Source organism: Limnobacter sp. CACIAM 66H1 (assembly GCF_001601825.1).
GTDB lineage: Bacteria > Pseudomonadota > Gammaproteobacteria > Burkholderiales > Burkholderiaceae_B > Limnobacter.
In genome coordinates this window covers 1-13,570 of sequence record NZ_LUJK01000069.1, presented here as the reverse complement: position 1 = coordinate 13,570, position 13,570 = coordinate 1, and the positions used below count along the sequence as shown (strand labels likewise).

Sequence of the window (13,570 nt, the reverse complement as noted above, 5' to 3'; positions counted from 1 at the left end):
AAACACCGTGGCCAGTGGCCCGGGCAAGCCTGCTTACTATGGTGACGTGACTGTGGTGCCCCATGTGACAGATGAGAAGATTGCCCAATGTGCCGCTGAACCTTTCAACACAGTGGTGGGACAGCTTTCACCGGGCCTGCCAGTATTGAATGGCTCACGGGAAGCCTGTGAATGGGGCAGTGATCCTGATGCGCCCGCACCCGGCATTTTTGGCCCGGGCAATTTGCCCACCTTGCAGCGCGACGATTACGTGACCAACTGCAACGACAGCTATTGGCTAAGCAACCCACGTCAGCCGCTGACTGGTTTTAACCGGATTATTGGTGATGAAAATGCGGAGCGTACCTTGCGCACCCGCTTGTGCACCCTGCAAGCGGAACGCCGTTTGGGCGGGGCTGATGGCCTGCCCGGCAACCGTTTTACGCAAGACAACCTGAAAGACATTGCGCTGAACAGCGAAATTTATTCCGCCACTTTGGCCAAGCAATCGGTGGTGGATGCGCTGTGCCAGGTGCCCGTGTTGTTGAGCACCAGTTTGATGCCGGTGCAAACCGCAGATGCTTGTGCTGCTTTGGGTGCGTGGGACGGCAAGGCCAATCTGGATAGCAAAGGCGCGCACCTGTGGCGCGAGTTCTGGAGTCGCGCGATTGCCAACCCTGGTGGCTTGCCCGTGGGCGTGCCTCAACTGCATTTGCCGTTTGACGTGCCAGTGCCTTTGTCGTTGCCAACCAACCTGTGGGCAAATGGCTTTAATACGGCTGATCCAGTCAATACGCCCAACACTTTGAATATTGCCAATCCATTCACTTCAGCGGCCTTGGCGGATGCAATTTTGGCGGTTCAGGCGGCAGGTTTTGCGCTGGACGAGCCGCTGGGCAATATTCAGAAGTCCGGTGTGCAGGCCAGCGCCACGCCAATTTTTGGCGGCACGAGCCCCGAGGGTGCGTTCACCATTGTGAGCACGGAACCCAGTCGCCTGAATTCGGAAGGTTACAAAGTGACTTACGGCAACAGTTACATTCAGGCCGTGACCTGGGATGACAATGGCAAACCCCAAGCGGATGCCATGTTGACTTATTCATTGTCGACTGACCCGGCCAACCCACACTTTGATGACTACACCAAAGCCTATTCCCAGAAAAACTGGGCTCGTCTGCCCTACACGGAGGCGCAAATTCAAGCAGCAAAAGTGGGCCAAACCAAGGTGCTTCGCGTGCCAAGGGCGCCAAACTGAATGGGTTAAAAATGTTAAATTGATAATAATTGTAAAGTAACAAATTAAGGGGGCGAATGCCCCCTTTTTCTTGGATACCCGGTTTGTAAAACGCGCAATGTGAGCAAGTTATCACTCGGATTTCAAACCCTCATGTCCAATCGTTTGCCCATTGCGCGTATTTCTTCTGCCCTGTTTTGTGCACTTATGGGTTTGTCTTCTTTGGGTTGGGCCAGTGAACCACGCATTGCTGTTTCCAAGTCGCCTTTGTCCTTGCCCTTTTTCGTGGCTGCGGAAAAGAACATGTTCGTCAAGCACAAAGTTGAACCTGTGCTGATTGAATGCCTGGGCGGCAATCGATGCGTGAAGGAATTGACGGAGGGGCGGGTCGACATGGCCACTTCGTCAGAATTGCCTTTCATGTTTGCCGTGTTTCAAGGCAAACCGATCAGTTTGGTGACCACGTTTAACACCAACAAAGACGATATGAAGTTCCTGATCAGAAAAGCCGCCGTGAAAGGTGGTGCCAAAGATTTGGCGGGCAAGCGAATTGGTTATGTTGAGAAAGCGTCGTCGCACTATTACATGGATTTATTCCTGCTCTACAACGGAATTGACCCCAAAACGACGGTGCCTTTGGCCATGGGTGCGGACGCTTTGGCCAATGCCTTGGTGAGAGGTGAGGTGGATGCAATTTCGGTTTGGGAGCCTTGGGGACAGATTGCACTGAATCTGGGCGGTACCGATGTTGAAGTTCTCAATTCGCCGAAGCTCTACAGTCAAACTTTCAACCTGTTGGTCAGTAATGAATACCGTTTGGCTCAAATGCGCAAATCAACTGCTGTGCTCAGCGCGCTGGATGAGGCCATTCAGTTCATCAAAAAGAACCCGGATGAGGCCAAAGGGATTATGGCGCGCAAGGTGGGCATCGACTCTGAAACAGTCAAGGCCGCGTGGCCAACCTATCAATTTGAATTGACGTTGCAGCAGTCTTTGCTGAGCACTGTGCAAGGCCAGGCAAGGTGGGCCCGGCGTGAAGGGCATGTGGGCGCTGCTTTGCCCGAGCCGGAATTTCTGAACTTTGTAGATTCCAGCCTGTTGCGAAAAATTAAACCCAATGCTGTTGATTTTGTGTACCCATGAAACCGATCTTGAGACTTAAGCAAGGCGTATTGATTGCCTTGGTTTTGTTGGTTGGCCTCGCCGTGGTGGCCGTCGCTACTGTTGTTTCAATCAATCAGCAGCGTAACTATGTGCTGGAGCAAAGCATTGCCGCGCGTAAAATTTCCCGCTTGTCTACCCGCATGCTGGTGTTGACGCACACCGCTTCGGAATACATGACCGAGACCAATGTCCGTCAGTGGTGGGTGGTACATCAATCCATTTCCGATGAACTGGATCATCTGCATTTCTCCGATGAAAGTGGTGAGCTTTCCAGGCAGCTTGATGGGCGACTGGGTGACTTGGCTGCCTTGTTCAGTGGCTTCTCGCACCTGCAACATTCCGAACAACTGAACCTCGATGAGCGCCGCAATAGCGTGTTGACGGATCGCCTGATCTCCGAGGCCGAGCAGCTGGCCGAGTTGAGTTACAAAATTTCGGATACCGCTTTTGAGCGTCAAGAGGCCCTGACGCACCAGCGGAAAATGATTGTTTTGGTGTTTACGCTGCTGTTTGGCATCAATTCCTTTTTGCTGCTGCTGTTGATTCGTTACCGGGTGGTCAGACCCTTGGAGCAAATCGAGAACGCCGCGAATGCCATGCGTGCTGGCAACTTGAATTCGCGTTGCGGCTTGCCGGAAGGCGATGAGTTGGGCGATGTGGCTGCTGCGCTTGATTTACTGGCCCTTGAGTTGAACAACAAATTGGCCGATGTGACCTCGACTACCCACCTGTTGGAAGTGGCTGGGCGTATGTGTGGGGTGGGCGCATGGACACTCAATGTGAGCACCCATGAATTGACGTGGTCGAAACAAACCTATGCGATTGTTGAGGCCGACTTTACCCACCAGCCCACTTTGGAAGAGGCGATTGCGCTTTACCCAGAAGACTCCGCGATCAAGCTTTCCCGGGCCTTGGAAGATGCTGCACGCACTGGTGCTGACGTGAACCTGGAACTGCAGTTGCGAACCTACAAAGGCAACTTGATTTGGGTGCATGTGTTTGGCGAAGTCACCTGGAAACTGGAAGGCACTTTGCGCAAATCCTGGATGATTCGGGGGGCGTTTCAGAACATCACGGAGCGCCGTCGAGTGGAGGAAGAAATTCGACAAGCCAAAGAGTTGGCTGAATCCGCCAGCAAAGCCAAGGGTGAGTTTTTGTCCAACATCAGCCATGAGATTCGGACTCCCCTCAATGCTGTGGTGGGTTTGGCTTATATTCTGAAGCAAAGCAAGCTGGATTCCTCGCAACTGGAATTCGTCGAAAAACTTGAAAATGCGGGGCGTGGCCTGATTGATTTGGTCAGCGGTGTACTGGATGTTTCAAAAATTGAAGCCGGGGCCATGGAGCTTGAAAAGCGACCTTTCTCCACCCGGCATTTGATGGATTCACTCGCCGATTTGATGACTGGTGCAGTGGCTGACAAGTCGATTGAATTTGTGGTGTCAGTGGCACCCAATGTGCCTGACCACTTGGTGGGTGACGAGACCAAACTGCGACAGGTGTTGGTGAATTTGGCGGGCAATGCCATCAAGTTTACCGAGAACGGCTATGTGAAAGTGGGCGTGACGCTGGATCAACTGGACAAGCAACATTGCGTGTTGCGTTTCATTATTCAAGACACAGGTTTGGGCATGGATGCGGGTGCAATGAAACGCCTGTTCCAGTCCTTCTCCCAGGCCGATTCATCGATTTCGCGTCGTTTCGGTGGCACAGGCATTGGCTTGGCATTGAGCCAAAAACTGGTGGAATTGATGGGTGGCACCATTTCCGCTGTCAGTGCGCCCGGTCAAGGCAGCCTGTTTGCGTTTTCACTCATGTTGAGCCTCGATTCGCACGCCAGTGCAAAGCCTGAGGTTTGTGAACTTGCTTATGACGTGATGCTGGTGGACAGTTTTAAAACCCGGCTCGACAGTGTTGCCCACATGGTGGAGTGGACAGGTGTTGTGCCCCGATGTTTTGTTCACCCTGAGCTTGCCTTGAACTTGCCACGCGACCAGCAACCACGACTGTTTGTAGTGAATGGACAGCTGCATGACATGAATGGGCTGGAGTTCGCCAGGACACTGAAAGAATCGCATGGTCCGGCAACCAAGGTGGTGTTGATGGTGAGACCCAAGGAAGTTGAATCGTTGCAACCTGCATTGTCGGCTGGCCAACTTGACGCCGTCTTGACCAAGCCGGTTTCTTTCTCAGCGCTGAAAAACGTGTTGCAAGTGGTGTCTGGCACTGCTGCAGCGGCCAGCGGTACTGTCAACCGGCCAATGAATCAGAATGAGTTGGTTTTTCTTGCCGGGCTGACCGTGTTGGCTGTGGATGATCACAAACTGAATTTGATGATTCTGAAAAAGATTCTGGAAACCCATGGTGCCAAAGTCATTTTGGCGGAATCGGGGCAGGCTGCGATTCAAGTGCTGAGCGAGCCCAACCACAACGATGTGGATGTGTGTTTGATGGATGTCCAAATGCCCGAGATGGATGGCATGGAAACCTGCCTTTACCTTCGCGACCAGCTGGGTCTGCGGCAGCTTCCCATTTTGGCATTGACAGCGGGTGTGATGGAGTCTGATCACCAACAGGCGCTGGCCGCTGGCATGGATGAAGTGCTGGTAAAGCCTTTGCAAATTGACAAGGTGCTGGACGCTGTCAAGCGGTGGGGCACACAACTGAGGCAGAGGGTTCCAATGCCATAAATGTTAAACTGTCAAAAATTGTAAAGTAACAAACAGGAGGGTTGAACACGGCCTTATTCACTCATGCGAGTGGTTCTCATCGATGCAAGATGAAGTTGTTAAATCGTGAGGGCGGGCGCAATGAAACAATTTCAAATCAGCACATGGATTTACTCCCTGCTGCTTGCCTTGCTTTTGGCCGCCCAACGCGCTGATGCCGCGGATACCGTGAGGATCGCGGTTCCACCTTCGCCCATGTCGCTGCCGTTTTATGTGGCGATTGAGCGAAAATTCTTCGAAAAATACCAGATCAAACCCGTTTTGGTGGAGTGCAGCAGCGGGCAGGAATGTGTCAGGGCCCTGGGAAAAGGACAGGCTGATCTGGCGAGTTCATCCGAGCTGCCCGTGATGTTTGCGGCATTCGACAATCATCCAATTTCGGTATTGGCCACCTTAGTGACCAACAAAGACGATTTGAAATTTCTGGTCTCGCGTCATTCGATTGAGCAGGGCCAGTTAAACCTGCATGGCAAACGAATTGCCTATGTGCCCAAGTCGGCCTCGCATTACTACATGGATACCTTTTTGATGTTCAAGGGTGTAGACACCCGGGATGTGGTCAAAGTGCCGATGGATGCCGCCGTGCTTACCAAGGCTTTGCTGCAAGGTCATGTGGATGCGATCGCCATTTGGGAGCCCTTGGCTGAGCAAGCCCTGCAACTGGGCGGCGGAGAAATTGTGCAAGTGGGGGCACCACGCCTGTACACACAAACCCACAATGTCAGTGTGCGCAACCAATTCAAAACCAAAAACTCGGCACAAGTGCGTGGCGCGCTGAAAGCCTTGGATGAGGCGATTGACTACATTCGTGATTATCCATCCCGGGCCCAGGCGCTGTTACTTAGAAAAAATCTGGCGAGTCAGGAACACATCCGCAAAAACTGGAATCACTACACGTTCCGAATGACCTTGCAACAGTCGCTTGTTACATCATTGCAAGGCCAAGCCCGGTGGGCCAAACGCGAGGGCCATGTCGGCAACAGTTTGGTCAAAGAGCCCGAGTATTTGAACTATATTGATGCGAGCTTTCTGAGAGAACACAGATCAGACCATGTTGATTTTGTGTATCGCTAAAACGATTCTTTTCCATGTGATGGGCCAATGAACAACGTGATCGAATACCTGCCTCACGGCTTTTGTATTGCCTGGAATCCACAGTTGCTGGCCATGCATGTTATTTCGGACCTTCTGATTGCGATCGCCTACTTCTCGATACCCATTGGTATTTTGTATGTGGCCAAACGGCGGCCCGACACCGAATTGCAACCAATCTATTACTTGTTCGCTGCATTCATTCTGGCTTGTGGTGTAACTCATGTCATGGGCATTCTTACCCTGTGGGTGCCACTGTATTACACCCAAGGCATCACAAAAGTGGTGACTGCGGTGGTTTCTGTGGCCACTGCAATTTACCTGTTGCCCAAGTTGAAGCACATCATGGCCTTGCCTGACCTGAGCAAACTCACCCAGATCAATACCGCACTGGCCGAGGAAATTGTATCCAGACGCCAAAGCGAAGCTTCACTGCGGCATACCCAAGAGCTTGCTTTGCAGGCGCAAAAAACCCAGGCTGCTTTTCTCGCGAACATGAGCCATGAAATTCGCACCCCCATGAACGGAGTCTTGGGTACGCTTGATTTGCTGCTCGACACGGAACTGAAACCCGAGCAGCACCAACTTGCCTCCGCTTCCAAGCGCAGCGCAGCCTCTTTGCTCAGTCTGCTCAACGACATTCTGGACATCTCCAAAGTAGAAAGCGGTCAGATGACACTGCGCCGCAGCCCCTTGGAAATTGCGGATGTACTTGCCGATGTAGAGGCCGCATTGGCCTTTGATGCCCAAAGTAAAAACATTGAACTGCGGTGCCCTGCAGAGGGACTTCCCGAGTCGGTATATGTGGGCGACTCCGTTCGCTTGCGGCAAATTTTATTGAATCTCGTGGGCAATGCCATCAAGTTCACCGATGTGGGGCATGTCAAAGTGACTTGTCGGGAGTTGTCCCGCACAGGGCAAGTGGCCACGCTGGAATTTGCGGTCAAAGACACGGGTGTGGGTATCGCCCCCGAGCACCAGAAGAATCTGTTCAAGCGATTCACACAAGTTGACAGTTCCAGCACACGGCGTGCGCAAGGCAGTGGTCTTGGTTTGGCGATTGTCAAGGAACTGGTCGAACTGATGGGTGGGCAAGTGCGCCTGCACAGCGAGCCTGGCAACGGCACTGAAGTGGTGTTCTCCTTGAAACTGGGTTTGCCAACGCTGAGTGATTCAACCGAGCGCGATCAGTTTGCCCCACCTGCGCCGGCAGCAATCCAAACTGAGACCATCCCGCCCGTTCAGCAATTTCATGGAAAAATTCTGGTGGTCGAGGATGCCGCCATGAACCAGATGGTGGTGTGCAAGGTACTGGAGCGCCTTGGCCTGGCCAGCAAGGTGGCCAACAATGGTCAAGAGGCAATTGAGCTTCTTGCGACAGAGCAATTTGATTTGGTGCTCATGGATGGCCAAATGCCCGTGATGGATGGTTATGAGGCCACCGCGGTTATTCGCAGTGGCACTGTGCCGGGTGTTAATCCGGACATCCCGGTGGTGGCGCTGACCGCGCATGCCATGGTGGGGGAAGATCAAAAGTGTCTGAATGTCGGCATGAATGATTACCTGACCAAACCTTTGGACCGTGCCAAATTAATCGAGGTCCTGGGCAAGTATCTGCCAAAAGCCTGATCGATTGCAGGTCGTGCTCAAGCGGCCTGCATGCTTTTTCTCAAGGCGAGAATGTAGCGCGCAACGTCGTGCAGGGAATCCAGTGTATGAATGCAGCTTGACGCATCCCCTTCCTTGGCGGCCTGCTCCAGTTGTTTAACGCCGGGGTGAAATCTCTCCAGCCCCAAATTCTGAGCGGCACCCTTGAAGTAATGCGCCTTGCTGGCCACACCCGCATAATCGCCCGCCTGAACCCGGCTCACCAAACTGTCATGTTCACTGAGAAACTCGTCCAGAAACATATCGAGAATTTCAAGCAACAAAGCCGGGTCCCCGCACAGGCGATCCAGTGTGGTTTCCAGGTCAATTTCAGTCGACAAATTGCTCAAGTCCATGGCCAGAGTTTACTTCAAATTGTTCATGCGCTCTTCATGTTCTTTGCGCAATTGTTTCCTGAGCTCGGCGTTGGCGTGTCGCTTCTTTTCTTCATCGGTGACGGGCTCAAGCGGTGGTACTTTTCCCGGTGTGCCGTCTGCATTCATGGCCACCATGGTGAAAAAGCAACTGTTGGTGTGCGTGGCGATTCCTTTGTGGATGTCCTCAGACACCACTTTGATGCCCACTTCCATGGAAGTATTGCCGGTGTAATTGACGCTGGCCAAAAAAGTCACCAGTTCGCCTACACGAATGGGCTGACGAAACAAAACCCTGTCCACTGAAAGCGTAACCACATACATGCCCGCATATCGGCTTGCACAGGCGTAAGCCACCTGATCAAGTAACTTCAAAATATGCCCGCCGTGCACTTTGCCGCTGAAGTTGGCCATGTCGGGGGTCATCAGCACGGTCATGCTGAGCTGGTGGTTGGGAAATGGCATGGTGCGGGGCATACAAGAGTCGTCGAAGAAAACAGTGTAGCGCGCCTTCGCGCGCGGTAGCACGTCTACAATGAGCCTTGACTCATTTGCGGAGAACACTGTGGCTGCCGAGCTGACCAAGTACGCCATTTGGCTGTTAAGCCCCCTGGGTTTGTGGATCGTGCTGACCGCGTTGGCAGCTGCGGGATTTTTCGGGCGAAGGCAGTGGCGTGTCCGCATGGTGGTGTTGGCGCAACTGCAGTTGCTGGCCTTCAGCTTGCCCTGGGTAGGAGATACTTTGCTGGGCCAGCTTGAAGACGAAGCCCTGGTGCTGGAGGCCAACCGGCCTTTGCCGCCCAAAGTAGACGCGATTGTGGTCTTGGGCGGTGGTTTGGAGGGGCGGTACGACGGCGTGCGTGCACTGCCCGATTTGAACGACGCTGGCGACCGGGTGTGGCAGGGCGCACGCCTTTACAAACAGGGTGTGGCTTCGCGGATCGTGTTAAGTGGCGGGCAGTTTGAGGCTGACCCGCGCAAGGAGGCGGAAGCTCCCGGCATGAAAATGTTCATGCTCGACATGGGGGTGCCTGAAGAGGCTTTGGTGATTGAAAGCAATTCCCGTACTACTTTTGAAAATGCCTTGCGTACGCGAGAATTACTCGGTGAGGACTCCAGCAATATTGCATTGGTGACCTCTGCTTTTCACATGGGTCGTTCACTGTTGTGGTTTGAAAAAGCGGGTTTCACTGTGTACCCGGTGCGCGCCGATATTCGTGTGCTCAATGAAAGCCGCGCATTTTGGGAATACTTGCCCAAGCCACAGGCACTGGACGAAAGTACCATTGCGATCAAAGAATACCTTGGCCGCTTGCAGTTGAAAGTCAATGGCGCTTATGAGACAAGGGGAAGCCGGTGAAGGTGTTCAAACTGCTGGCAACACGTTTGGCGGGCCTGTTGGTTTGTTTGTGGATGGTCAACACGGTCCATGCAGGCACCGTGCTGGATGCCATCTACAAACGCGATGCAGTGCGTTGCGGCGTGAGCAGTGGCGTGGCTGGTTTTTCGGCTCTGGGCAGCGATGGGCAATGGCGCGGGCTGGATGTTGATGTGTGTCGGGCCGTTGCTGCGGCCGTGTTGGGCGATGCACGGAAAGTGCAGTTCACCCCCTTGAGTTCACAGCAACGTTTTGCTGCTTTGCAGGCCAATCAAATTGACATTCTTTCCCGCAACACCACATGGACCCTGGGCCGTGATGCAGGTTTGAACGCACACTTTGCAGCCATTACGTATTTTGACGGTCAAGGCATTTTGATGCACAAACGCTTTGGCGTAAAAAGCGCCAAAGAATTGAAGGGCGCCGAAATTTGTGTGCAATCGGGCACCACCAACGAGAAAAACCTGAGCACTTATTTGGGCTCGCAAGGCATCACCGCCAAAGCCATTGTGTATGACAATTTTGAGGCCGCGTACAAAGCCTTTTTCAGCGGTCGTTGCCAGGCTTTCTCAACGGATGTGTCGGCGCTGATTGGTTTGAAAAGCAGCCAAAGTGGCCGTCCTGAAGATTATGTGGTGTTGCCGGAAGTTTTTTCCAAAGAACCCTTGGGTCCCGCAGTGTTGCGTGGGGATGACGAATTTTTTGCTATCGTGAAATGGACTGTGTTTGCGATGATTGAGGCTGAAGAGCTGGGCGTTGGACAAGCAAATCTTGATCAAGCTTTGAGTAACAACAACCCGGCAGTTCAGCGCCTGTTGGGGGGTGCGGAGAACCTGGGCAAACCGCTGGGCTTGCCGCGTGACTGGGTGGTACGCATTCTTCGGCAAGTGGGCAATTACGGTGAAGTGTTCGATGCCAATTTGGGCAAACATTCGCCCTTGAAACTTGAACGTGGTTTGAATGCGCTTTGGACCCAAGGCGGGCTTATGTACGCCCCACCTTTGCGGTGAAGGGGCTTGCCGGTGAACTTTGAATTTCTCAATGACCCTGCCGGTTTTGGCCTCAGTGAAGGCTGGCTGCAGGTGGCATTCAGTTCACCCTACTGGCAAATACTGCTGGCGGGATTGTTCAATACCTTGAAAGTTGCCCTGCCCGCCCTGTTCTTCAGCACCGTGCTGGGCCTGTTCATTGGTCTGGGCCAATTGGCACAGCACCCTTTGTTGAAAGGGCTGTGCAGGGGCTACATTCACCTGTTTCGCAATGTGCCTTTGTTGCTGCAACTGTTGGCGATTTATTTTGCCATTACCCAGTTTCTACCCATCGCCAGCCAGGCGTGGTCGCTGGGCGACCATGTGTTTTTGAGCAAAAGTGGCTTGGCGTTTCCCTCGTTTTCAGAAGCGCCGGTGCGTGGGCGGTTTTCGATTGAAGGCGGCTGGGCACTAAGCCCGGAATACCTCGCTGTGTTGCTGGCGCTGGTGGTTTACACGGCCGCTTTTGTGGCCGAAATCGTGCGCGCGGGCGTGCAATCCGTGAGGCCCGGCATGCGTCAGGGCGCGCTGGCCTTGGGTCTGAACAATGCACAAACCACCCGCCACGTGGTGTTGCCGTTGGCCCTGCGTGTGGTGGTGCCTTCACTGTCGAACCAGTATTTGAATCTGTTGAAAAATGCGTCACTGGGCGTGGCGGTGGGTTACCCGGAATTGGTATCCGTGGCCAACACGGCAATTAACCAAAGCGGAAAAGCGGTGGAATGTGTGTTCATCATATTGGTCACTTATGCCTTGCTCAGCGCGGTGGCTGCCAGCCTGATGAACGTGCTCAATACCCGCGTCAACAGGGGGGCCTTGTGAACCCCAGCCTTTTGATCAATCGTTTTTTGTGGCTGGCCCTGCCACTGCTGTTGGCCCCGTTGGCGTGGGGCCTGCTGGATTGGGCTGTGCTGAGTGCGGTGTTTCGTCCTGATTTGCAAGCTTGTCAACTGGCAGCCGGGCAGGGCGCCTGCTGGGGGGTGGTGGCTGAAAAATGGCGGGTTATTGTGTTTGGCCGTTATCCAGTGACTGAACAGTGGCGCGCAGCCACTGTGTTGGTGTTGTGGTCAGCATTGCTGTTTGCCACGGCTGCAAGGGTATTCAAAAGCAAAACCGCATTCTCGCTTTGGGCGCTGTTGCTGCCTGCCAGTGCAGTGTTGCTGCATGGTGGTTTTGCTGATTTGGCCGTGGTGCCCACCCACCTGTGGGGCGGCCTGCCGCTCACGCTGATTTTAAGCACTGTGGGCTTTGCCATGGCCCTGCCGCTGGCCGTGCTGCTGGCCTTGGGGCGGCAATCTGAATTCGCACCAATTCGACAGTTTTGTGTGGCCTACATTGAACTGTTGCGGGCCTTGCCACTGGTCACAGTCTTGTTTCTTGCCGCCTTTGTACTGCCTTTGTGGTTGCCTGGTGAGGGTTTGGACCTCTTCACCCGTGTGTTAATCACCATCGCATTGTTCAGCGCCGCCTACCTGGCGGAGGTGTTGCGTGGCGGTTTGCAGGCAGTGCCAGCCGGTCAGGGACAAGCTGCCAAGGCACTGGGTCTGAATGTGATACAGCGCAATGTGCATGTGGTATTGCCACAGGCAATTCGAGCCTGTTTGCCCAGCCTCACCAACAGCTTTGTCACTTTGTTCAAGGAATGCTCACTGGTCACCATCGTGGCTTTGTTTGAGTTGACTGGCGCCCTCAGCCTGGCCCTGGCCGGGGATGTGCAATGGCGCAGCTTTTATCTGGAGGGATATTTGTTCATTGGCCTGGTGTACTGGGCCTATTGCTTTGGTTTGTCGAAAACGGTCAAATAGAAATCGACAGTTGCTGACTAGAGTGGAATTTCTAGCGCAGCAAAATAATTAAGTGTACATTTGTACACTAATAAAAACACACCGTCGAATTCCGATTCGGAGACACCGCATGAGCAAAAAAGAAGAACCCAGCACCGGCGAGAAACTGGAAGGCACACTGATGTTTGTGGGTGACACCATTGCGCAGGCCACCACACGGGTGCATGAATTTCACCGCGCCATTAGCGACATGCCATTCAAGGCGGTGGGTGCTGCCACGCTCAATGCCAGCAAACCTGTTGAATCGGTTCACAACGAAATTACTGATTTGGTTTACAGCGCCGTTCGAGAGGCGGGCAAAGGCGTATTTTCGGGTGCAGCCTGGGTGGTTCGGCAAGCCAACCAAAGCCTGGCCTCGCCTCAGGTGATTGACCAGGCCATGGGTGGCGAACTCATGGACGATGTGGACCACTTGCCTGTACCCGCCATGCCGAATGCGAAAACCGACAAACGGGTGTCGGCGATTTCCAGCGCGATCAACGGAGTGTTTGGCGACCATTTGGCCGCCACGCGCAACCCCATGCAAGTACACATGAATCTGTATGCCAATGGCCAGCTGTTGCAGGCTGACCAGGCTGCGTTGATGGCACAGTTTCCCAACGCTCAAAATCACTTGGTCATTTTCGTACATGGGCTGTGCTGCAACGAAGACAGCTGGCAGATGTACTACAACCCCAGTGAACCCGCCACTCGCCCTTATGGTGACAAGCTGGAAGACGATTTTCCGGTCACAGCGCTTTACCTGCGATATAACACCGGCCGCAACATTGATTCCAATGCCCGGCAATTCAAGCGCATGTTGAACAAATTGGTGCGCAACTGGCCAGTGGCGGTGGAAGGCATTACGCTGGTGGGCCACAGCATGGGTGGCTTGGTCAGCCGAGCGGTCGTTGAGGCACTGACTGACGATGACATTATTTTGAAACGTGCCATTCGCGATGTGGTGTGTTTGGGTTCACCCCATGCCGGTGCACCGCTTGCTCGGCTTGCAGCCTCGGGTGAGCAATTGTTCAGCAAGTTTGAATTGGCCAAGCCGATTGGCCGGGTGCTGGGTGTGCGTTCACGCGGCATCCGCGATCTTGATCATGGCCTGGGTGCCTT

The 13,570-nt window shown here is 53.7% G+C and carries 12 protein-coding genes; 10 read left to right on the top strand and 2 right to left on the bottom strand.

Features of this window, described 5'->3' with window-relative positions; all coding sequences use genetic code 11:
- The 5 genes from A0129_RS14545 to A0129_RS14525 all read left to right on the top strand — a co-directional run.
- The coding region (locus A0129_RS14545) for a penicillin acylase family protein (RefSeq protein ID WP_291716113.1) at positions 1 to 1,234 on the top strand (1,234 nt) is incomplete at its 5' end.
- A 132-nt stretch (positions 1,235 to 1,366) separates the two neighbouring features.
- A complete protein-coding gene (locus A0129_RS14540) occupies positions 1,367 to 2,356 on the top strand; it encodes an ABC transporter substrate-binding protein (protein ID WP_291716111.1) in 990 nt (329 codons plus the stop codon).
- 8 nt (positions 2,357 to 2,364) lie between these two features.
- Entirely contained in the window at positions 2,365 to 5,067 is a 2,703-nt protein-coding gene (locus A0129_RS14535) for a hybrid sensor histidine kinase/response regulator (RefSeq protein WP_291716109.1), read from the top strand.
- Between the two features lie 120 nt (positions 5,068 to 5,187).
- Entirely contained in the window at positions 5,188 to 6,180 is a 993-nt protein-coding gene (locus A0129_RS14530) for an ABC transporter substrate-binding protein (RefSeq protein ID WP_291716107.1), read from the top strand.
- Between the two features lie 27 nt (positions 6,181 to 6,207).
- Positions 6,208 to 7,827: an ATP-binding protein gene (locus tag A0129_RS14525; protein WP_291716106.1), complete on the top strand. Its 1,620-nt coding sequence runs from the start codon at positions 6,208 to 6,210 to the stop codon at positions 7,825 to 7,827.
- Positions 7,828 to 7,844: 17 nt separating this feature from the next.
- Here A0129_RS14525 and A0129_RS14520 read toward each other — a convergent pair whose 3' ends face one another.
- Both A0129_RS14520 and A0129_RS14515 read right to left on the bottom strand, forming a co-directional pair.
- Positions 7,845 to 8,201: an Hpt domain-containing protein gene (locus A0129_RS14520; protein ID WP_291716104.1), complete on the bottom strand. Its 357-nt coding sequence runs from the start codon at positions 8,199 to 8,201 to the stop codon at positions 7,845 to 7,847.
- 9 nt (positions 8,202 to 8,210) lie between these two features.
- Positions 8,211 to 8,684 carry an acyl-CoA thioesterase gene (locus tag A0129_RS14515; protein ID WP_291716115.1) on the bottom strand — a complete coding sequence of 158 codons (474 nt, stop codon included), beginning with the start codon at positions 8,682 to 8,684 and terminating at the stop codon, positions 8,211 to 8,213.
- A 70-nt stretch (positions 8,685 to 8,754) separates the two neighbouring features.
- Here A0129_RS14515 and A0129_RS14510 point away from each other — a divergent pair, with 70 nt between their 5' ends.
- The 5 genes from A0129_RS14510 to A0129_RS14490 form a co-directional block, all read left to right on the top strand.
- Positions 8,755 to 9,579, top strand: a complete 825-nt coding sequence (locus A0129_RS14510; RefSeq protein WP_291716102.1) for a YdcF family protein — start codon at positions 8,755 to 8,757, stop codon at positions 9,577 to 9,579.
- The gene (locus A0129_RS14505) at positions 9,576 to 10,607 is read left to right on the top strand and encodes an amino acid ABC transporter substrate-binding protein (protein WP_291716100.1); all 1,032 of its coding nucleotides are present in this window, start codon (positions 9,576 to 9,578) and stop codon (positions 10,605 to 10,607) included. The genes A0129_RS14510 and A0129_RS14505 overlap by 4 nt, the downstream gene beginning before the upstream one ends.
- Positions 10,608 to 10,619: 12 nt before the next feature.
- A complete protein-coding gene (locus A0129_RS14500; protein WP_291716098.1) occupies positions 10,620 to 11,447 on the top strand; it encodes an ABC transporter permease subunit in 828 nt (275 codons plus the stop codon).
- Positions 11,444 to 12,430: an amino acid ABC transporter permease gene (locus tag A0129_RS14495; RefSeq protein WP_291716096.1), complete on the top strand. Its 987-nt coding sequence runs from the start codon at positions 11,444 to 11,446 to the stop codon at positions 12,428 to 12,430. The genes A0129_RS14500 and A0129_RS14495 overlap by 4 nt, the downstream gene beginning before the upstream one ends.
- Before the next feature lie 109 nt (positions 12,431 to 12,539).
- Positions 12,540 to 13,570, top strand: a 1,031-nt coding sequence (locus A0129_RS14490) for an esterase/lipase family protein (RefSeq protein WP_367190000.1), incomplete at its 3' end; no start/stop codon positions are given.